Annotated in this window: 17 protein-coding genes and 1 other RNA gene; 8 read left to right on the forward strand and 10 right to left on the reverse strand. The window is 66.6% G+C overall.

Annotation, left to right across the window (positions count from 1 at the left end; translation table 11 throughout):
• Positions 1 to 36: 36 nt before the first annotated feature.
• The 7 genes from ACCQ01_RS14315 to prmB form a co-directional block, all read right to left on the reverse strand.
• On the reverse strand, positions 37 to 417 hold the full coding sequence (locus ACCQ01_RS14315) for a VOC family protein (protein WP_042598386.1): 381 nt from the start codon (positions 415 to 417) through the stop codon (positions 37 to 39).
• Positions 414 to 2363 carry a motility hub landmark protein FimV gene (locus tag ACCQ01_RS14320; RefSeq protein ID WP_228431786.1) on the reverse strand — a complete coding sequence of 650 codons (1950 nt, stop codon included), beginning with the start codon at positions 2361 to 2363 and terminating at the stop codon, positions 414 to 416. The genes ACCQ01_RS14315 and ACCQ01_RS14320 overlap by 4 nt, the downstream gene beginning before the upstream one ends.
• A gap of 651 nt (positions 2364 to 3014) precedes the next feature.
• A complete protein-coding gene (locus tag ACCQ01_RS14325; RefSeq protein ID WP_011037679.1) occupies positions 3015 to 4040 on the reverse strand; it encodes an aspartate-semialdehyde dehydrogenase in 1026 nt (341 codons plus the stop codon).
• An 84-nt stretch (positions 4041 to 4124) separates the two neighbouring features.
• Positions 4125 to 5183, reverse strand: coding sequence for a 2-hydroxyacid dehydrogenase (locus ACCQ01_RS14330; RefSeq protein WP_228431785.1), 1059 nt, complete (start codon positions 5181 to 5183; stop codon positions 4125 to 4127).
• Entirely contained in the window at positions 5176 to 6279 is a 1104-nt protein-coding gene (gene aroC, locus ACCQ01_RS14335; RefSeq protein WP_228431784.1) for a chorismate synthase, read from the reverse strand. The genes ACCQ01_RS14330 and aroC overlap by 8 nt, the downstream gene beginning before the upstream one ends.
• Positions 6269 to 6757 (reverse strand): hypothetical protein, encoded by a 489-nt coding sequence (locus ACCQ01_RS14340; RefSeq protein WP_228431783.1) that lies wholly within the window; start codon positions 6755 to 6757, stop codon positions 6269 to 6271. The genes aroC and ACCQ01_RS14340 overlap by 11 nt, the downstream gene beginning before the upstream one ends.
• Positions 6747 to 7673 carry a 50S ribosomal protein L3 N(5)-glutamine methyltransferase gene (prmB, locus tag ACCQ01_RS14345; RefSeq protein WP_011037683.1) on the reverse strand — a complete coding sequence of 309 codons (927 nt, stop codon included), beginning with the start codon at positions 7671 to 7673 and terminating at the stop codon, positions 6747 to 6749. The genes ACCQ01_RS14340 and prmB overlap by 11 nt, the downstream gene beginning before the upstream one ends.
• Before the next feature lie 80 nt (positions 7674 to 7753).
• Here prmB and ACCQ01_RS14350 point away from each other — a divergent pair, with 80 nt between their 5' ends.
• The 3 genes from ACCQ01_RS14350 to ACCQ01_RS14360 all read left to right on the forward strand — a co-directional run bounded on the left by ACCQ01_RS14350 (position 7754) and on the right by ACCQ01_RS14360 (position 10545).
• A complete protein-coding gene (locus ACCQ01_RS14350) occupies positions 7754 to 8404 on the forward strand; it encodes an SCO family protein (protein ID WP_011037684.1) in 651 nt (216 codons plus the stop codon).
• Positions 8401 to 9249, forward strand: coding sequence for an archaetidylserine decarboxylase (gene asd / locus ACCQ01_RS14355; RefSeq protein WP_228431782.1), 849 nt, complete (start codon positions 8401 to 8403; stop codon positions 9247 to 9249). The genes ACCQ01_RS14350 and asd overlap by 4 nt, the downstream gene beginning before the upstream one ends.
• 306 nt (positions 9250 to 9555) lie before the next feature.
• Entirely contained in the window at positions 9556 to 10545 is a 990-nt protein-coding gene (locus ACCQ01_RS14360; protein WP_228431781.1) for a hypothetical protein, read from the forward strand.
• A 90-nt stretch (positions 10546 to 10635) separates the two neighbouring features.
• On the opposite strand, the gene ACCQ01_RS14365 is transcribed toward ACCQ01_RS14360, so the two are convergent.
• Positions 10636 to 12216: a transglycosylase SLT domain-containing protein gene (locus tag ACCQ01_RS14365; protein ID WP_042598379.1), complete on the reverse strand. Its 1581-nt coding sequence runs from the start codon at positions 12214 to 12216 to the stop codon at positions 10636 to 10638.
• Positions 12217 to 12451: 235 nt separating this feature from the next.
• Between ACCQ01_RS14365 and ACCQ01_RS14370 the strand changes: the two genes are divergently transcribed.
• A complete protein-coding gene (locus tag ACCQ01_RS14370) occupies positions 12452 to 13957 on the forward strand; it encodes a helicase HerA-like domain-containing protein (protein WP_228431780.1) in 1506 nt (501 codons plus the stop codon).
• A 121-nt stretch (positions 13958 to 14078) separates the two neighbouring features.
• The gene (locus ACCQ01_RS14375) at positions 14079 to 14600 is read left to right on the forward strand and encodes a type 2 periplasmic-binding domain-containing protein (protein WP_228431779.1); all 522 of its coding nucleotides are present in this window, start codon (positions 14079 to 14081) and stop codon (positions 14598 to 14600) included.
• A 275-nt stretch (positions 14601 to 14875) separates the two neighbouring features.
• On the opposite strand, the gene nudK is transcribed toward ACCQ01_RS14375, so the two are convergent.
• Entirely contained in the window at positions 14876 to 15475 is a 600-nt protein-coding gene (gene nudK / locus ACCQ01_RS14380) for a GDP-mannose pyrophosphatase NudK (RefSeq protein WP_119959409.1), read from the reverse strand.
• A gap of 534 nt (positions 15476 to 16009) precedes the next feature.
• Between nudK and ACCQ01_RS14385 the strand changes: the two genes are divergently transcribed.
• A complete protein-coding gene (locus ACCQ01_RS14385) occupies positions 16010 to 17284 on the forward strand; it encodes a hypothetical protein (protein WP_228431778.1) in 1275 nt (424 codons plus the stop codon).
• A 33-nt stretch (positions 17285 to 17317) separates the two neighbouring features.
• On the opposite strand, the gene ACCQ01_RS14390 is transcribed toward ACCQ01_RS14385, so the two are convergent.
• Entirely contained in the window at positions 17318 to 18781 is a 1464-nt protein-coding gene (locus tag ACCQ01_RS14390) for a rhomboid family intramembrane serine protease (protein ID WP_228431777.1), read from the reverse strand.
• A gap of 107 nt (positions 18782 to 18888) precedes the next feature.
• Here ACCQ01_RS14390 and greB point away from each other — a divergent pair, with 107 nt between their 5' ends.
• Positions 18889 to 19395 carry a transcription elongation factor GreB gene (gene greB, locus ACCQ01_RS14395; RefSeq protein WP_228431776.1) on the forward strand — a complete coding sequence of 169 codons (507 nt, stop codon included), beginning with the start codon at positions 18889 to 18891 and terminating at the stop codon, positions 19393 to 19395.
• Positions 19396 to 19455: 60 nt separating this feature from the next.
• Positions 19456 to 19530, forward strand: a non-coding RNA gene (locus ACCQ01_RS14400) — sX9 sRNA.
• Positions 19531 to 19637 lie beyond the last annotated feature (107 nt).

Raw genomic sequence — 19637 nt, forward strand, 5'->3', positions numbered from 1 at the left:
TGTTTGCCTCTTGGGGTACCGGTCATGCGCAGCCGACTAGACGGTGCGCTCGGACCACACGGCCAGCGTGGTGCCGCCGGGCTCGCGAAAATGAAAGCGGCTGCCACCGGGGAAGCCGAAGACCGGCTTGACGATCTGCCCACCGGCGGCCGCAACCTGCTCCAGCACCGGGGCCAGGTCGTCGGCATACAGCACTACCAATGGGCCGGTGTCGGCGGGCGCCGCCGCGGCTGCGCGATAGAAGCCGCCATCCAGCCGACCATCGTTGAAGGCCAGATAGTCCGGGCCATAGGCCTGGAACTGCCAGCCGAACACCTGCGCAAAGAACGCGCGGCTGGCCTCCAGGTCGATGGAGGCGAACTCGATGTAATCGATGCGGCGTTCGCGTGCGCCAAGCGTGTCCATGGCCGGGCTCATGCCAGACGGTCGAGCAGATCGGCCGCTTCGGCACGGGTGGCCGCATCGCCGGTGGCGGCGACTTCCAGCAACAGCCCGCGTGCGGTGTCCTTGTCGCCCAGGTCCATGTAAGCCACCGCCAGCTCGAGACGATCACGGCCGGCGGAGGCGAATTCGCGCGGCGCAGCAGCACTGAACGTCTCGGCATACGGCGCATCGGCGACCGGCACCGGCGGGGCTGGGTCGAAGTCCAGGCTGTCCTGCTGCGTGGCTGGTGAAGGCGGTGCGTGTGCGGCAGTCATTGGCGCTGGTGCGGGTTCGGGTGCCGGCTCCGCTGCCGGGGCAGGCCTGGCGTCGGCCAGATCGTTTGACGGCGCGGCAGGCGTCGCGCGCAAGGCGCGCCAATCGTCACTGGACACCACCGGGGCAGCTGCGTGCGGCACCGGCTCGGCCAGCTGCGGTTCGCGCCGCAGCACCTCCGACAGCGGCGGCTGCGTGCCACCGGCGCGTTCGTCTTCGTGCAGATCAATTTGCTCGAACTCGGTCTCCTGCACCACGTCGCGCTCGCTGGGCACGGTGGCGGCGGCGTCCGCATCCGGCTGGGCCGCAGCAGCTGCAGTGCCGGGCGGAATGAAATCGAAATTGCGGCGCGGCAACGGCGGCAACGGCGATGGCTTGCGGCGGCGCGCGGCCAGCCAGGCCACCACCGCGGCCACGATCAACACCAGCCCGCCGATCAACCACAGCGGGAATCCGCCGCCCTGCGCGGGCGTGACCGGGGTCTCGGCCAGGCGCCGCTGGGCGGCGGCCAGGTCGGTGTCCTTCATGGCGATCAACGCCTGTTGCTGCTGCTTGAGCTTTTCCAGGTCGGCCACGCGGGTGCGCAGCTCCTGCAGCTCGGCATCGCGGGTGGCGATGTCTTCCTTGGCCTGTTGCAACTGTTCGTTGGCCGCCATCTCGCCCTCGCCTTCGCCACTGGTGCCGGACGTGGTGCCGGCCTTGTTGGTATCCGTCGCCACCGCGGGGGCGATCTCAAGCCGCGCGCCACCTGCGGCGCCTGCAGCGGCCGCCGCCGCCGGCGCGGGGCTGGCGGCCGGAGTGGTGCCCGCCTCGGCCGGTTGCGGCATGGGCGCACGCGCCTGCCGCCACTGCGTGGCCTGTTCGCGCACCAGCGCCGCGGCCTCGGCGGCGCCCACTTCGGCCAGCGCGTCCTGCTGCGGCGTGCGCAACACCGCGCCCTGCTTGAGCCGGTTGATGTTGCCGTTGATGAAGGCATCGGGATTGGTGCGCAACAACGCCAGCATGGTCTGGTCCAGCGAATGCCCGCTGGAACGCGCCACCCCGGCAGCGATCTCCGACAAGGTCTGGCCCGGGCGCACGGCCGGCAGCTGATCGCCCGCTGCGCTGGTCGATGGCGCCGACGCAGCGGCAGCAGGCCGTGCGGCCGGCCTTTCCACTGCACTGTCCTGGCGACTTGGTCGCGCGCCGGATGCCGCGGCCGGTTCGCGCGCAATGGTGTTGCTGGCGCCGGCTTGCGGCGCCTCGATGCCTGGCTCGGCAATCGCCGCTGCGGTATTGGGCGCATCGACCAGCGCCGAATACTCGCGCACCAGGCGGCCCTGGCCCCACTCCACTTCGATCAGGAAGTTGATGGCCGGCTGATCGACCGCCTGCGTGCTGGTCACGCGAATCACCGCGCGGCCGCGGGCGTCCTGCGCAAACTGGAACTGCAGGTTGCTGACCAGGCCTTGCGGCCGCTCCAGGCCGACCCGCGCAAAGATGGTTGGCGATGCCAGCGCCACACGCGCGTTGTCCAGTTCGCCAGGCTCGTTGGAGATGACCGGGATCTCGGCCACCAACGGCTGCCCGGGCTTGGACAACACCCGGATATCGCCCAACCCCAACGCCATGGCCGCACCACTGCATAACGCCAGCAGCAGCGCGCCCACCCCTTGTATCGGGCGCATCGCGCCCCGGCCCCTATGTTTCATGCGCATCAATATAGCCGCTGAATGAGCGAAAGAGTCGGCTTCATCATGCAGAGTGCGTGCGCTGGCGTAATGCCGCAACGCGCCATGCGTGCAGGCGCACCTGTGTGGCCATGAACGCGCTGGCGAGAGGGCATGCGAATTCGCACGCGGTTGGCAACGGCGGTGCGTTGCAAGCCAGCTGCGCTGGCGCGTTGTCCAAGGATCGTCACGACCAAGACGTTGGTCGACGAGGCAAGGGACAAAGGTAGGAGCGCACTTGTGCGCGATGGGGCATTACCGGGCAAGCCGCATCGCGCGCGAGCGCGCTCCTACGACGCTGAGCACTCAGGCCTTGCTGCGCACGACGCCGGCGTAGGCGTCACGGCGGGCTCGCGTCCGGCATCCACACGAATGAACGTAGGAGCGCACTTGTGCGCGATGGGCGTTACCGGTCAAGCCGCATCGCGCGCGAGCGCGCTCCTACGACGCTGAGCGCTCAGGCCTTGCTGCGCACGGCGCCAGCGCAGGCATTACGGCGAGGCCCACACTCGGCATCAACACGAATGAACGTAGGAGCGCACTCGTGCGCGATGGGGCGTTACCGGGCAAACCCATCGCGCGCGAGCGCGCTCCTACGCCGCTGCAGGCTCAGCCTTCCTGTGCGACCAATTCGGCCAGCTGCACGGCATTGAGTGCGGCGCCCTTGCGGATATTATCGGAGACGATCCACAGATTCAGGCCGCGCGGGTGCGAGAGATCCTCGCGGATGCGGCCAACGAATACCGCATCCTGGCCGGAGGCATGCGTCACCGGGGTCGGGTAGCCGCCGGCCTTGTGCTCGTCCACCACTTCCACGCCCGGCGAGGCTGCCAGCAAGGCGCGCGCTTCGGCCACGGTGATCTTCTCGCGGGTCTCGATGGCCACCGCTTCCGAATGCCCGTAGAACACCGGCACGCGCACCGCGGTGGGATTCACCTGGATGTTTTCGTCACCGAGGATCTTGCGGGTTTCCCAGACCAGCTTCATCTCTTCCTTGGTGTAGCCGTTGTCCTGGAAATCGTCGATGTGCGGGATCAGATTGAAGGCGATCTGCACCGGGAAGCGCTGCGGGTCGATCTGCTGGAAGCTCAGCAATTCGCTGGTCTGCTTGCCAAGCTCTTCCATCGCCGAACGGCCGCCGCCGGACACCGACTGATAGGTCGCCACATTGATGCGCTCGATGCCGTACTTGCGGTGGATCGGGCCCAGCGCCACCAGCATCTGCATGGTCGAGCAATTGGGGTTGGCAATGATCCCGCGCGGGCGCTGCTTCAGCGCTTCGGGATTGACCTCGGACACCACCAGCGGCACATCGTCGTCGTAGCGGAACGCCGAGGAATTATCGATCACCACCGCACCGGCCGCAGCGAACTTGGGGCCGTATTCCTTGGAGACACTGCCGCCTGCGGAAAACAGCGCGATATCCACGCCGGTGGGGTCGAAGTCGGCCAGGTCCAGCACGTCGACCTTGCCGCCGTTGAACTCGACCTGCCCGCCCGCCGAGCGCGCCGATGCCAGTGCATACAAGGTGGCGACCGGGAACTGACGTTCGGCCAGGATGCTCAACATGGTTTCGCCGACAGCGCCGGTGGCGCCCACGACGGCGACGTTGAAACGACGGGTTTCGTTGCTCATGAGAATGTCTTTATCGAAAGGGGAAAGAAAGGGAGCACTGCGGGCTGGGTTCGGGGAACCTCCAAAGCTGGCCGCGGAGGTTCCCTATCGTTTGGTCGTAGCGATTTTGGTTGCGCCCACGATCGCGCCGCCGCGTTTGGCAGCCGCCACCGCATCGGCGTTGAGTGCGCTCGGCGGATGCCCGGCGTTGGCGCCCACGCCCAGCGCGGCGATCAGGTTGTCCACCGCCAGCTGCACCATGGCGCGGCGCGTGGCCAGGCTGGCACTGCCGATATGCGGGGTGAGCACCACGTTGTGCAGCGCCAGCAGTTCCGGGCGCACCCGCGGCTCGCCCTCGTACACGTCGAGCCCGGCACCGGCCAAGCGGCCATTGGCCAGCGCGTCAGCCAACGCGATCTCATCAACGATCCCGCCGCGCGCGATGTTCACCAGCGTGGCGGTGGGCCGCATCTTCGCCAGCGCGGCGGCATCGATGATGTGGTGCGAGGCCTGGGTGTAAGGCAGCACCAGCACCAGGTGATCGGACTGCGCCAGCAAGGTGTCGAGGTCGACATACTGCGCACCCACCGCCTGTTCGGTCTCGGCCGGCAGCTGGCTGCGGTTGTGGTACAGCACGCGCATGCCGAAGCCATGCGCGCCACGCCGGGCGATGCCCTGCCCGATCCGGCCCATGCCCAGGATGCCCAGCGTGCTGTCATGGATATCGGCACCGAGCATGGTCTTGAACGACCACTGCCCCCACTGCCCGTCGCGCAGCCAGCGTTCGGCCTCAGTGACACGGCGCGCGATGGCCATCAGCAGGGCAAACCCCAGATCGGCGGTGGTTTCGCTCAACACATCCGGCGTGTTGCTGGCCAGGATGCCCGCCGCGCTCAGCGCATCGATGTCGAGGTTGTTGTAGCCCACCCCGACATTGGCGATGGCGCGCAGCTGCGGTGCTGCGGCGATTTCCGCTGCGCCGATACGCTCGTTGAGCGTGACCAGCGCGCCATCCAGCGGGGCCAGCCGCGCGGCCAGGTCGGCCGACGAATACGCCGTGACCTGCGCGGTGGTGAACAGTTCGAAATGCGCGCCCAGCTGTTCGACCACATCGTCGAACAACGGCTGGCTGACCCAGACCTTGGGGCGCGCGGTGTCAGACATCGGCCTGACCGGGAATCAGCGGCGACACCTCGCCCACGTCGCCGCATTGGGCGCGATGGCGCAAGGCCTGGTCCATCAACACCAGCGCCATCATGGCCTCGGCGATCGGCGTGGCACGGATGCCCACGCACGGGTCATGGCGCCCGGTGGTGATGACATCCACCACGGCGCCGTCGGCATCTACGGTGGCACCGGGCAGCCGCAGGCTGGAGGTCGGCTTGAGCACCATCGAGGCGGTGACCGCCTGCCCGGTGGAGATGCCGCCAAGAATGCCGCCGGCGTGATTGCTGAGGAAGCCTTCGGGGGTGATCAGGTCGCGGTGTTCGGTGCCCTTCTGTGCGGCACTGGCGAAGCCATCGCCAATCTCCACGCCCTTGACCGCATTGATGCTCATCAGCGCGGCGGCCAGTTCGGAATCCAGCTTGCCGTAGATCGGCTCGCCCCAGCCCGGCGGCACGCCACCGGCCACCACGTCCACGCGCGCACCGACCGAGTCACCGGACTTGCGCAGCGCATCCATGTAGGTTTCCAGTTCCGGCACCTGCGCCGCATGCGGCCAGAAGAACGGGTTGTCTTCCACCGCATCCCAATCGAACCCGCTCGGGCGGATCTCGCCCAGCTGCGACAGGAAACCACGCACCAGCACGCCGTAGCGCTGCTTGAGCCACTTTTTGGCGATCACGCCGGCGGCCACGCGCATGGTGGTTTCGCGTGCAGACGAGCGCCCGCCACCACACGGGTCGCGGATGCCGTATTTCTGCCAGTAGGTGTAGTCGGCATGCCCGGGGCGGAACTGCTGGGCGATGTTGGTGTAGTCCTTGCTGCGCTGATCGGTGTTGCGGATCAGCAGCCCGATCGGCGTGCCGGTGGTGCGGCCCTCGTAGACGCCGGACAGGATTTCGATCTCGTCGGCCTCGCGGCGCGCGGAGGTATGCCGGCTCTTGCCGGTGGCACGCCGCTGCAGGTCGTGGGTGAACTCTTCCGGCGCGATCTCCAGGCCGGGAGGGCAACCGTCGATGATGCAGCCGATCGCCGGCCCATGTGATTCGCCGAAAGTGGTGACCGTGAACAAGCGGCCAAAACTGTTACTGCCCATGACGGCATCCTTTCAACATCTCTGCAGGCTGCAGCGCGTGCAGCATGCGCGGCAGGTGACGTGCGGCGACCAGCAGTGGCGCCACTGCCAGCAAACCACTTGCCACGAGCAGGAACACGCCCAGCCGGGTGTGGCCGCTGAGCAACCAGTTGGCCAGCAAATGCACCGCCACGCCGATCCCGACCAGTAGGCCAAAGGCCACGATCCAGCTGCGGCGCCGATGCGCACGTAATGTGGCATCTGAGCTGGTGGTCACGACCCAGGCACAGACGAGTCCGAAAAATGCCATGGACCCGAAGGTGATTTCTGCAGCGGCACTGGCCCAGCGCTGAAGTGCCGGGCCGCCGTACATCGGGTCGAACAACCGAAACACCACATCGAGCAATCCGAACGGAATGCACATGCCGAGCACGGACATCGGCACCAGCAGCACGATGTCGCTCAGATGTGGCCGGTGCGTGCGTGCCTCAGCGCGCACTGGCCAGCTCGGTGATGCGCGCGCTGTGTGCGATCAACTCGCGGCATTCGACCGCGAAGATGCCCATCTGGCCGACCTTGAACTCGACCCAGGCGAAATCCACTTCCGGCAGCAGCTTGATCAGGTGCTGCTCGGACTCGCCCACTTCACAGATCAGCAGGCCGTCTTCGCTGAGGTGCTGCGGCGCATCGCGCAGGATCTTCAGCACCAGGTCCAGGCCATCGTCGCCCGCACGCAGGCCGAGTTCCGGCTCATAGGAATACTCCTGCGGCAGCGCGTCGGTTTCGTCGTTGGTGACATACGGCGGGTTGGTCACGATCAGGTCGTACTGCCGCCCGGCCAGGCCGGTGAACAGATCGGATTTGAGCAGGCTGACGTTGTCGGCATGCAGGCGCGCCTTGTTCTCGGCGGCCAGCGCCAGCGCGTCATCGCTGATGTCCACGCCGTCCACGTCCCAATGCGGGTTGTAGTGTCCCATCGCGATGGCGATGCAGCCGGAGCCGGTGCACAGGTCCAGCGCGCGGGTCACTTCGCGGCCGCCCAGCCAGGGCTCGAAGCCGGCTTCGATCAGCTCGGCGATCGGTGAACGCGGCACCAGTGCGCGCGCATCGCTCTTGAAACTCAGCCCGGCAAACCAGGCCTCGCCGGTGAGATATGCCGCCGGCACGCGCTCGTCGACGCGGCGCTGGAACAGTGCCAGCACGCGCTCCTTTTCTGCGCGCAGCAGGCGTGCCTGGCCGTAGGCCGGGCCCAGATCGTGCGGCAGATGCAGGCTGTGCAGGACCAGCTGCGTGGCTTCGTCCAGCGCGTTGTCGTAGCTGTGGCCGAAGGTGAGACCGGCCTCGTTGAAACGGCTGGTGCCGTAGCGGATCAGGTCGATGATGGTGTGCAGTTCGTCGGCCGCGGCGGCAGTCATGGCAACAACTAAGAAGTGTTCGGCCCCCGATTATAGAGGTCGGATCGGTATCATGAGCGTCCGTTGCACTGGAAACCGCCATGTTCAATCGCAATACCGGCATCGTGCTGCTGGTGGCGCTGGCCGCCGGGCTGGGCCTGTTGCTGGGCCAGAAGTTCCTTGGCGGCACCCCGCGCTCGCCCTGGCCGCCCACCCAGACCATCACCTTCTACCCACAGCCGCGCCCGCTGCCGCAGTTCAGCCTGCGCCAGTCCGATGGCACCCAGCTGGTGCCCGGCGAATTGAACGGCCATTGGACTCTGGTGTTCCTGGGCTTCACCTTCTGCCCGGATGTCTGCCCCACCACACTGACCGATCTGGCGGTGGCCCAGCGGCAGTGGGAGAGCGTTCCCGAGAGCCTGCGCCCGCGCGTGCTGTTCGTGTCGGTGGACCCGCAGCGCGACCCGCCCGCACGCCTGGGCGAATACGCGCACGCCTTCCACAAGGACACGCTGGCGGCCACGGCCGATGAACCGTCGCTGGAGCGCTTCGCCACCGCGCTGGGGTTCGTGTTCCAGAAAGTGCCGGGCAAGAATTTCGCGCAGAACCCCAACGACTACAGCATGGATCACTCGGCCGGCATCGCCGTGCTCGATCCGCAGGGCCGGCTGGCTGGCCTGATCCGTCCGCCGCTCGACCCGAAGGCGATTGCCGCCGACCTCCAACAGCTGACCAAGGTAACCGCTCCGTGAGTCTTGTCACTTCCCTGACCTACGTGCTGCCGCATCGGCTGCTGTCCTCGCTGGCGCGCGCCCTGGCGTATTCCAAGACGCCGGCGACCAAGCAGTGGCTGATCGACACGGTCACGCGCAAGTTTGGCGTGGATCTGAGCGAAGCCCAGGAGCCGGATCCGCGCGCCTACCCCACCTTCAATGCATTTTTCACCCGCGCGCTGAAGCCCGGCGCGCGCGTGCCCGACGCCGACCCGCAGGCGCTGTTGATGCCGGCGGACGGGCGCATCAGCCAGCTCGGGCCGATCGAGAACGGGCGCATCTTCCAGGCCAAGGGCCAATCGTTCACGGCCGCGGAACTGCTCGGCGATGAGTCCGCCGCCGTGCCCTTCCACAATGGCCTGTTCGCCACGGTGTATCTGTCGCCCAAGGACTATCACCGCGTGCACATGCCGTGGAGCGGCACCTTGCGCGAAACCGTGCATGTCCCTGGCCGGCTTTTCAGTGTTGGCCCGGATGCGGTGCGCAACGTGCCGCGGCTGTTCGCCCGCAACGAACGCCTGGTGTGCCACTTCGATACCGACTTCGGCCCGATGGCCTCGGTGATGGTGGGTGCGCTGCTGGTGTCCGGCGTGGAAACCGTCTGGAGCGGTGTGGAGATCCCGCGCTACGGTGACCGCATCACGCGCAAGGATTACCGCGGCAAGGGGATCACGCTGGAGCGCTTTGCAGAGATGGCGCGATTCAATTATGGATCGACGGTCATCGTCTTGCTGCCGCCGGGTGTCGCCGTGCTTGAAGGCGGGCTGGCCGCGGAAAGCGCAGTGCGGCTGGGACAGGCGCTGGCACGACGCCAGGTGGGCTGACGCGCAGCGGCGCGACAGGCGTTTAAACACTTCACTCGCGGGGCGCGACGCTATGGTCATCGTGCTCCTGTCGTCAGACGTCGCCGCGCTCTGACACGCGCACGTGCCGCAGACTGCTACGCGACTGGGCCAGACGTAACGCCAGGCGTTTTAGCGCTTCGTTTGGCGACGCTGTTGCTCCAACGCGATGTCTTGGAACCTGGCCAAACGCGCACACGCCGCTCCACTGACAGACAAGTGCGGCACCGCTACGCCAACGCAGTACGCTGCCATGGCGCACTGGACACTTCCCACCTAGGACCCTGCATGACCACACGGATGTTGCGATGGCCACTGGCCGTCGCCCTTGCCACGGTGCTGGCCGGTTGTGGCCAGCAGAGCGAGCAACAGCAGCTGGATGCGCTGCGTTCCGGCCTGCAATACCGGGGCTACCGGCAGTTCAGTGAGCATGGGTTGCCGGTCGCCTTTGCCGCCTACCAGCGCGGCGGCAGCCTGCTGGACACGCCGCCGGAACCACTCACTGCCGACGACATCTGCATGCTCCACGCGATGCTGTCCTACACCGCGCTGGCCGCCAACAAACTACTGCCCGCGATCGCCGAAGCCGACCTGCTGGAGCGCGATTGCGGGTCGCAGGGCGCGCTGATCGCCACGGCACTGCGCTCGGTGGCGTTCGAACGCAAGCACTGGCCGCAGCTTGCGCAGCGCTCCAGCGACAGCCTGTGGAAACACGACGCCAATCCCGACGACACCCTCACCACCTTGCTGATGCTGCACGTGGTGATGGCTTATGCGGCCATCCAGGACAAGCGCTGGGATGCGGCGGTGCTGCATGCGGATGCGATCGGCCTGGCGGTGCGTGCACCCTGGCTGGGCGAGCTGGCGCGTGTGGGCCAGGACTTTGCCGAGCACCGGTTGCTGGACGGCCTGCGCCGGCTCAAACGCCTGAGCGAAAACCCGAATGTGCCGCCGGACGTGCGCGCCGAACTGCAGGCGTTGATCACCCGCATCGAAGCGGAGAGTGGCGACCTGGACTCGAGCTGGGTGATCGCCCGCTTCCTCACCCGCTTCATGTGGCAGGCGATCGAACAGAACGCAGCGCCGGCCACCAGGGATCTGATGCATTTTGCCGAACAGCAGACCAGCAAACTGGGGCCCGACGCGCTACGTCAGGGCTGGCGCGCACGCTGGACGCGCTGGTGGGCGAAGGCACAGACCTTCTGGCAGGACGCCGCGCCCGCGTCTGACAAGGATGCGGATGCCGCTCCAGCAGCGCCCGCACCCGTCACGCAGTGACTGCGTCCCCGCCGGTATCCGCCGCAGCACGCGGCCGACCGAGTGCTGGCCTACGCCTACGCCATGAGTCCCGTCAGGAAGCTGTAGCTTTCAGCGATCGCAACCAGCCAGCTTGATCGATTGCCCCGGCTTGAGCGCGTACGACGGCGCCTTCAGGCCGTTGGCCTTGGCCAGCTCCTTGATCTCGCACTGGTACTTCTGTGCGACCCGGCCCAGGGTGTCGCCCTTGGCAACGGTGTAGCTGCGCACCTGCTTGGCCTTGGGCTTGGCGACTGCCGGCTGGCCGGTGGCCACCGTGGTCGGCACGCCGGCCATCGGGCTCACATCGCCCACCGCCACGCTGGGCACGTACTCCGGCGCGCTGGTGCGCACGATCGCGCTATTGAGATCGGCGGTGATCAAGGCGCGGGCCAGGTCGGCACGCGGGCCGCTCACGCAGTAGCGCGTGTACAGGCTGGCGATGCGATTGGTGGCGTTGATGGTGGTCCCGGCCGGGATCCAGCCATCGGGTTCGTAGCGCGGGTTGAGATTGCGCAGCGCGCGCATATAGCCGTCGCGCGTGCCCATGCTGCCCAGGCAGATGGTGAGTTCGTAAATGGTGGTCGACTTGGCCAACTTGATGGTGGCCGACTGTGCATTGAGCTTGGGAAAGTCCACGCCGTACTGACGCGGGTGCAGGAAGATCCAGGCCGCGGCGATCACCATCGGCACGTAGTCCTTGGTTTCAGCCGGGAACTGGTTGTAGACGTCCTGCTCCCAGAACCCGCGGCCACCGGACTGGGCAAAGACACGCGCCGCGCGCCCTTCGCCACCGTTGTAGGCCGCAAGCGCCAGTTCGATGCTGCGGTTGAGCCCCACCATGCGCTCGTTGAGATAGGCGGCGCTGGCCTCGGCAGCACTGCGCGCATCGAAGCGCGTATCGAAACCGGTACCGTCCGGGCCCAGCCCGAAACGGCGCCCGGTGGCCGGCATGAACTGCATCAGCCCTGCGGCGCCCGCACGCGAACTGGCGTGCACCTTGCCGTTGGATTCCTTGGCCATGATGCCGAACAGCAGCGCCTCCGGCAGCGCGCGTTTCTGCCATTCCGGCCACATCACCGCACGCAGGTTGGCGTAGTTCTCATAGCTGGTCAGCAGCGATGGACGCATGTCGGTCAGCCAGCGACGGATGCCGGCCTGCACCGCCGGGTTGTACTGCACCATCTTGTCGAAGTCGTGCTGCTGGTCGTTGAGCAGACTGGCCGTGCGGGCCGCAGCGGGGACGTCGGTCGCCAGCGGGCCGATGTGGTCCGGGTCGGCCTGCAGCAGGGTGTCGTCGTCTTCCGGCTCGTCGGACGCCGGCGCTTCCGCATCCGCGCGCGCCTTGAGCAGGCGCTTGTAGGTCGACAGCTGGTTGGCCACCAGGCAGCCACGCTGCTTGATGCAGGCGTCGATGACGTCTTCCATGTCCTCCAGCGCGGCGTCGCCTTCGGCAGTGCCCTTGGGATCGGAGTTGTTCACCAGCACCAATGCGTCGCGATAGCGCTTCTCGGCGGCGGCCATGCGTGCATCCAGCGCGGCGACCTTTTCGGTATCGCGCTTGGACAAGGCATGGGCAGTAGGAGCGAGGGACAACAACGCCAGCACGGCCAACACGGGCCATGGGCGCAAACCAAAATGAGCGAGCGGCATCGTCGGCAGTACAGCGGAAAGGCAGGCAGGGTAGCCGCCGGGGTCACACCGGGGCAAGGCGGCCGGCCCGGCAGGGTCAGTGCACCGTTAGGTTGGCTACCGCTTCAACCGCAAGCCGGCAGCCCGCCGCCCGCACCGGGCCTACCGCTGGCAAACGCCATTGGCGAATGGGCAAGTACCCCATGCCGGCCAGGTTTGACGGCTAGAATCCGGCCTTTCCTACCGGATCTGCGCAATGGCCTCGTTCCTGCTCGGCAAAGGCATTACCGACGGTATTCCGGTGGTTCTGGAGGGCCGCTTCGGCAACCGGCACGGCCTGGTGGCCGGGGCTACCGGCACCGGCAAGACCGTCACCCTGATGACCCTGGCCGAAGGTTTCTCGCGCCTGGGCGTGCCGGTGTTCCTGGCCGACGTCAAAGGCGACGTGGGCGGCCTGGCGGTGGCCGGCGATGGCGCACCCGGCGTGCTGCAGCGCGCAACGGAGATCGGCATCGGCGATTACGCGCCGGCCGCCAACCCGGTGGTGTTCTGGGACCTGTACGGGCAGCTCGGCCACCCGGTGCGCACGACCGTGAGCGAAATGGGCCCTACCCTGCTGGCGCGCATCCTGGAGCTCAATGACACCCAGTCCGGCGTGCTGGACATCGTGTTCAAGCTGGCCGACGACCGCGGCCTGCTGTTGCTGGATCTGGACGACCTGCGCGCCCTGCTGGCGTTGGTGGTGGAAGAACGCAAGGAGCTCTCCACCAGTTATGGCCTGGTGTCGGCGCAGTCGGTGGCGGCAATCCAGCGCGCTTTGCTGCGGCTGTCGCAGGATGGCGGCGAACAGTTCTTCGGCGAGCCGGCGCTGGAATTTGCCGACCTGATGCGGGTGGCACCGGATGGCCGCGGGGTGATCGGCATCCTGGCCGCCAACCAGCTGGTGCTCAAGCCGCGGCTGTATTCCACCTTCCTGCTCTGGCTGCTGTCGGAACTGTTCGAGCGCCTGCCGGAAGTGGGCGACCTGGAGCAGCCCAAGCTGGTGTTCGTGTTCGACGAGGCGCACTTGCTGTTCGACGATGCGCCGCCTGCGCTGGTGCAGCGGATCGAACAGGTGGTGCGCCTGATCCGCTCCAAGGGCGTGGGCGTGTATTTCTGCTCGCAGTTCCCCGACGATATCCCCGACAACATCCTCGGCCAGCTCGGCAACCGCGTGCAGCATGCGTTGCGTGCATACACGCCGCGCGACCAGAAGGCGGTCAAGACCGCCGCACAGACGTTTGTCGCCAACCCGAAGCTCGACGTGGCCACCGCCATTTCCAGCCTGGGCACCGGCGAGGCACTGGTGTCTCCACTGCAAGGCAAGGGCGTGCCGGCACCGGTGCAGCAGACCCTGATTGCGCCGCCGCGCTGCCGCATGGGCGCCCTTGCCGACAACGAGCGGGCGCAGGTGCGTGCCGCCAGCCCGGTGGGCACGCGCTACGACGCGGCGATCAATCGCGAATCGGCGGCCGAATTGCTGGCGCGGCGGGTCGAACAGGTGACCGAGCAGACCAACGCCCCACCGGCGCGCACCCGCGAAGACGACGACGCGCAGGACAGCGGCTTCGGCCAAGCGGTCAAGGACGCGGTGTTCGGCACCAAGCGCCGCCAGGGCATGCTCGAAGCCATGGCCAAGCAGACCTCGCGCACGGTGGGCAACAAGATCGGGCAACAAATCGTGCGCGGTATTTTCGGCAGTATTTTTGGTGGGAAGCGTTGAGTGCAGCGCCGCAAGGGATGCGCCCGGTAGGAGCGCGCTCGCGCGCGATGAGGCCTTAACCGCAGCGCACCGCGCGCAAGCGCACGCGCCACACCGCATTCGCACGACAAGGAGCCACAAGATGCATGGATCTGCAGCGCTTATCACGACGTTTCTCTGGCTTTCCAGCGCGGGCGCGGCGTTCTCTGCGCCACAAACACAGCAAGCAGATCCACACACTGCGTGGCCACCGGGCAGGCAACACCTGCTTGCGGGGCACTATGTTGGCAAGCTGCATCCAGACACTGCGCCGTGCCAGGCCGTTCGCGCGGAACTCTGGCTTGAAGCGGCACAGGGAGACAAGAACAGTCGGCGCTACACGCTCAAGACGACGTGCATCGCTCCCGAAAGCCAACGCAGCAATAGCGTTGTCACCGAACGCGGTCCCTGGTGGCTCGACATCGTCGGCAGCGAGTGCCTGATGCTCTCCCGCGACGATGCGTCCGATCTTTCGCTCAATCCAAATCTGTACGGCTTTCGGATCAACACAGAACCTACCGCGAGCGACCAGAAACCCAGCTACTCCTTGGCCCAGGATGGGCACAACTGCCACAGCGGCGACTGGCCGGAACATCGCGACAAGGTTTTGAAACGCGTCCGCTAACACGGACTGGGCACAACTGCCACAGCGGCGACTGGCCGGAACATCGCGACAAGGTTTTGAAACGCGTCCGCTAACACGGACCCGGCTTTAAAAGCTCAGCACGCGATGCCGGCTTAGATCGGAAAAACGTAGCAAGCAACCGCCCGGTGAGTGCGGGCGGCACGGAGAGCCCTAAATGCACGGGCGGACATAAGCATTGCGGTAACCGGCCCTGTCTGGCGGCCGCGCAGCCGTTGCTAGCTGCTCTTAATGGCGTGCCTGAGGCAGGCGATACCTTAATCAAGCACACCATGCAACTTGGCGTACTGCAGCAACATGATGGTCTTGGCGTCGGCAATTTCGCCGGTAGCAATCAGCGCCAGCGCAGCGTCGAGCGACAGTTCCAGCACCTCGATCTCTTCGCCGTCTTCTTCGACACCGCCGCCGGCGCTCACCTTGTCGCCGTCGACATATTCACCGACGAAGAAATACAGACGTTCGGTCACCGAACCCGGGCTCATGAAGGCCTCGAAGACCTTACGCACGTTCTCGATGCGGTAGCCGGTTTCCTCTTCGGTTTCCTTGCGGATACAGGCCTCGGGATCGTCCTGATCCAGCAGGCCGGCGCAGGCTTCGATCAGCATGCCGTCGGGGTTGCCGTTGAGCAGGGTCGGTAGCCGGAACTGGCGGGTGAGCATCACCGTTTGCCTGGCGCGGCTGTACAGCAGAATGGTGGCGCCATTTCCGCGATCGTAGGCCTCGCGCGACAAGGTCTGCCAGCGGCCATCCTTGCGCTGGAAATCGAAGGTGACCTTGCGCAGCACATACCAGTTGTCCGAGAGCACATCGATGGACCGAACACGAACCTGCGGGTTGCCGGTGGCGGTTGGAAGCAAAACGACACTCCTTGTGACATGACCGATCAACAGCGCAACATCGTGCCACACCATCCGGCCGGGCCTTGCGCGGTGACTGCGCAGTTTACCCGGCGCAAGGCGCGGGATGCGCCTTGCTGCATGAGGGCTGCCCTGTTTCGCGACGTGATGCCGATGAGCATGTTGACGCATGACCTAGATGCGCCTGGCGCAGTCGCACGCCAGCGACCCGGTACTCACGCTGATCGCCGCGCTGCATCCCGCAACAATCGGTGCACGCCTCCACTGGACGAAACATCGCGCTCCCATGCGTCACCGTCATGCGCATTCGACGCCCATGCTCATGCAGATATCGCGCGCCCCCAACAGTGACAACAACCCAACACGGAGCGCACGCACGACTAGCCAATCAACATGGGACCGCCCTCCCCGCTCTCTCCCGTCGCCCCCAACTCAGCAACCGAGCTCTTCCACTTCGGTGCAACCACCACATCCAATTGCGCGCCGGCACGCGCCGCCGCACAATCGCGCCACACCACACGCTTGGGGAGCGTCATGGAAGACCGTTTTCGCGCACGCAAGGTGGCGGCGCAGGCTGCGCCCGCACCGTTCTGGACCCGTATTCCGGCCATCGCCACCTATCCGCTGCGTGGCTCTGCGCTATACGCGCTGATCGCCTTGACCTTGTGCAGCGCGCTGCTGGTCTTGCCGGGCATCCTGAAGCTTGTTGTCCTGGGCGTGCTCGGCATGGCCACCTATACCTACGCCTTCGACATCCTGCGGCACAGCGCCAACGGCGAGCACGATGCGCCGCGGCTGGGCTACAACAGCTTCGACAGCGCAGTACTGCGGCTGATCCTGCTGGCCTTTGCATTGGGTATCGTGATCGCCGCCGCCGGCGTGATCGCCGGCAAACCTGGCTTGACCGTTGCGTACCTGGCCGTCCAGCTGTTGCTGCCCGGCATGATGATCGCCCTGGCCATCGACGGCAGCCTGCGCCGCGCACTCAATCCGGCGGTCTCCATCGACATGGCGCTGCGCATCGGCTGGCCGTACCTGGCCGCCTATGGCTTGCTCTACGTCATCCAGGGTAGCGGCACGGCGGCGATCTTCGTGGCATTGAAGTACCTGCCGCCGGTGGTGCGCGAGCTGACCATCGTGGTGGCGTCGATCTGGAGTCTGTTCGCCAGCTTCCATCTGATGGGCTATCTGGTCTACCAGTACCACGAGGAGCTCGGCTACGCGCCCAGCGGCGGCGTTGCCCTGCAGCGCGAAGACCCCGACCAACGCCTGCTCGACGAAGCAGAGCAGCTCGTGCGCGATGGGCATTCGGACGAAGCATTTCAGGCCTTACGCGGCGCGGTGCGCTCGCGTGCAGTGAGCCTGGCGGTGCATGAGTTGTACCAGCGCCTGCTGCGCCAGTACCACCGCAACGACGAACTGCGCGACCACACCCGCCAGTACATCAACCGCCTGCTGCAGGAAAAACAGGAGCGACGCGCACTGGCCCTGCAACGCGAAGCATTGGACACCGACCCCGCCTTTGCGCCGCTATTGCCCGAGCAGGCGACGCTGCTGGCCGAGCGCGCGAAGATGGCCGGGCAATACCAATTGGCGACCGATGGCCTGCTGGCCGCCATCGGCGCGTGGCCGCGCGAGCGCATGCTGCCGGCCTGGTCGCTGGACGCCGGCTTGCTGTTGGCCGAGCGTTTCGGGCGCGACGACGACGCGCGCATGGTGCTGCAGAACGCGCTGGACCACTGCGACGATGAAGCCCAGCGCGCCAAGCTGGCAGCGGCATTGAAAGCGGTGGCGATTCAACCGGCGTAAGTGGCGGCTGCGCGATCTTGTCCGCAGCCGCTCTCACCCATTGTCCAGCAGGAACCGCGCCTTGTTGGCCTGGCCCTGCTCGGGGAATTGCTCCAGTAACTGACGCAGCACGCGCGTGCGCTGCTCACCCGCCTGCAACTCGCCATGCCGTAGCGCCAGCACGAACCACTGCTGGGCGAGCTCCGCGCGCGGCGTGCTCAGCGCACTGTCTTTCAACAGCCGTTCCGCGTCGGCCAGCAGGCCGGTGCGCAGGCAATTGCCGATCAACGCCATCCGTGCCGATGGATCGCAGTCGAGGTGGTCCTTGGCCAATTCGGCCGCCACCGCCAGCTGCAGGCGCGTCTGTTCGGCGCTGTGCGCGTGCAGCCGCAGCAGCGTGTCCGCGTGCTGCTGAAGTTCCTTGCGACGGCCCGCGTTACGGGCCACGCGATAGCGCGCCAGGGCAATCTCCGCGCTGCGTGGCTGCTCGCTTGCCAGCTCTGCCAGCAGGCGCTCGGCCTCGGCATTTTCCATGCGCCCCAGATGCCGCTGTGCACGCTCCCAGCGGTCGTCCGCCTGCGCCACCGCGTCGTCCTCCATGAAAGCCGGGCGGGTCTGCCGCACCAGCACCAACAGCGCACCGAGCAGCGCGCCACTCACCAGCCCACCGGCATGCGCATCGAATCCAATGCCTTGATTGTCACGCCAGAGCAGGTTGTAGAGCTCCCAGCCCAACCACAGCGGCAGCAACAGAATCGCCGGACCCCGCACATAGTTGAATACCACGAAAAACCAGTAGAAAAAGCGCACCCGCCGGCGGCCCCAGACCACGCAGAACGCGCCCATCAGCGCCGCGATTGCGCCAGAGGCGCCCAGCCCGCCACCGGGTTGGCCCCACCGCCACCACAGGCTCACTGCGCTCGCACCAAACCCGCCGAGCAGGTATAGCAGCAGGAACCAGCCGCTGCCGATCGCCCCTTCCAGCAACGTGCCCAGCGCCAGCAGGAACACCATGTTGCCCAGCAGATGGTCCAGGTCGCCGTGCAGGAAGGTGGCCGACAGCATGCGCTGCGGCGACCATTCCGAACTGCGCTGGATGTGGCGCAAGGTGAACACCTTGGACAGCCGCGCATCGTAGGGCGCACGCAACGCGTACCAGTCGCGTCGTTGCGCATCGTCGTCGAACAGGCGTCCGCTGCGCAGGGCATCGGTAAACGCCACATCGTTCATGGTCAGCTGCGCCAGGTAGGCCACCCGTTGCCGCGCTGGCACCTTGTCCAATTGCGCCTGGCGCGCCGCACGCACCTTCGCATCGCTCTGTGCCAGGTAGCGCGCGTGCGCCTTGCCCTCCAGCGCGCCCAGGCCGGACTCCACGTAATAGCGCACCGCATTGGCGATGAGGCCGTCGTCCTTGCGCTGGTACCCCACATGGATCACGACATTGAGCAGCACCAGCAGCAGCGTGACCCAGGGAATGTTCTGGCGCGACCAGGGTTTATGCAGCGGCATGATCAGCATGGCAGGCGTCCGTGTCCCAAGGCGCAAAGCTTCGCCGGGCGGCTGCGGATGCGCAAGCGCGCCATGCGCGCTAGCATCGCGCCCCCATCCTGCCCTGTTGGTCGCCCATGAGCCGCTGGCGTCCCCCTGCCGAAAAAAGCACTGCGTTGATCACGCCGGAAGGCCATGCGCGGCTCAAGGCCGAACTGGACGAGCTGTGGCGCCTGCGGCGGCCCGAGGTGGTCCGCGCGCTCGCGGCGGCCGCAGCCGAGGGCGACCGCTCGGAAAACGCCGAGTACACCTATCGCAAGAAACAGCTGGGCGAGATCGATCGCCGCGTGCGTTACCTCAGCAAGCGGCTGGAAGCGCTGCGCGTGGTGGATACCGCGCCGACGGATCCGCAGGCGGTGTTCTTTGGTGCGCAGGTTGAGCTGGAGGATGCCGACAGCGGCGAGCTGCTGCGTTACCGCATCGTGGGGCCGGATGAGACCGACGCCGGGCGCGGCTGGATCAGCATCGATTCGCCATTGGCGCGCGCACTGCTGAAAAAGCGCGTGGACGATGAGTTCGAGGCACAACTCCCGTCGGGCAAGCACACCTTTGTGGTGGTGGTGGTGGTGTACGCGGCAACTTAGAGCAGCTATCAAAACTACTGCGCAGCCGTCAGGCGGGCGCGGCCGGTGCTCGGAATCGGCATGTACCCACGTACATTCCGGTTCCTCCGCGCCGTCCGCACCCACCTGACGACTGCTCGCTACGTTTTGTTAGCCGCTCTTAGGTGGTGTGGGCGTGCGTGAGGCAATCCGGGTGGTTTGGATCCTTGCCTGCTGGTGCCGATGCGCGCGGTTGGAGGCGTGTGGTTCTGGGGTAACGCCTC

The organism is Xanthomonas sp. NCPPB 4037 (assembly GCF_041475695.2).
GTDB lineage: Bacteria > Pseudomonadota > Gammaproteobacteria > Xanthomonadales > Xanthomonadaceae > Xanthomonas > Xanthomonas campestris.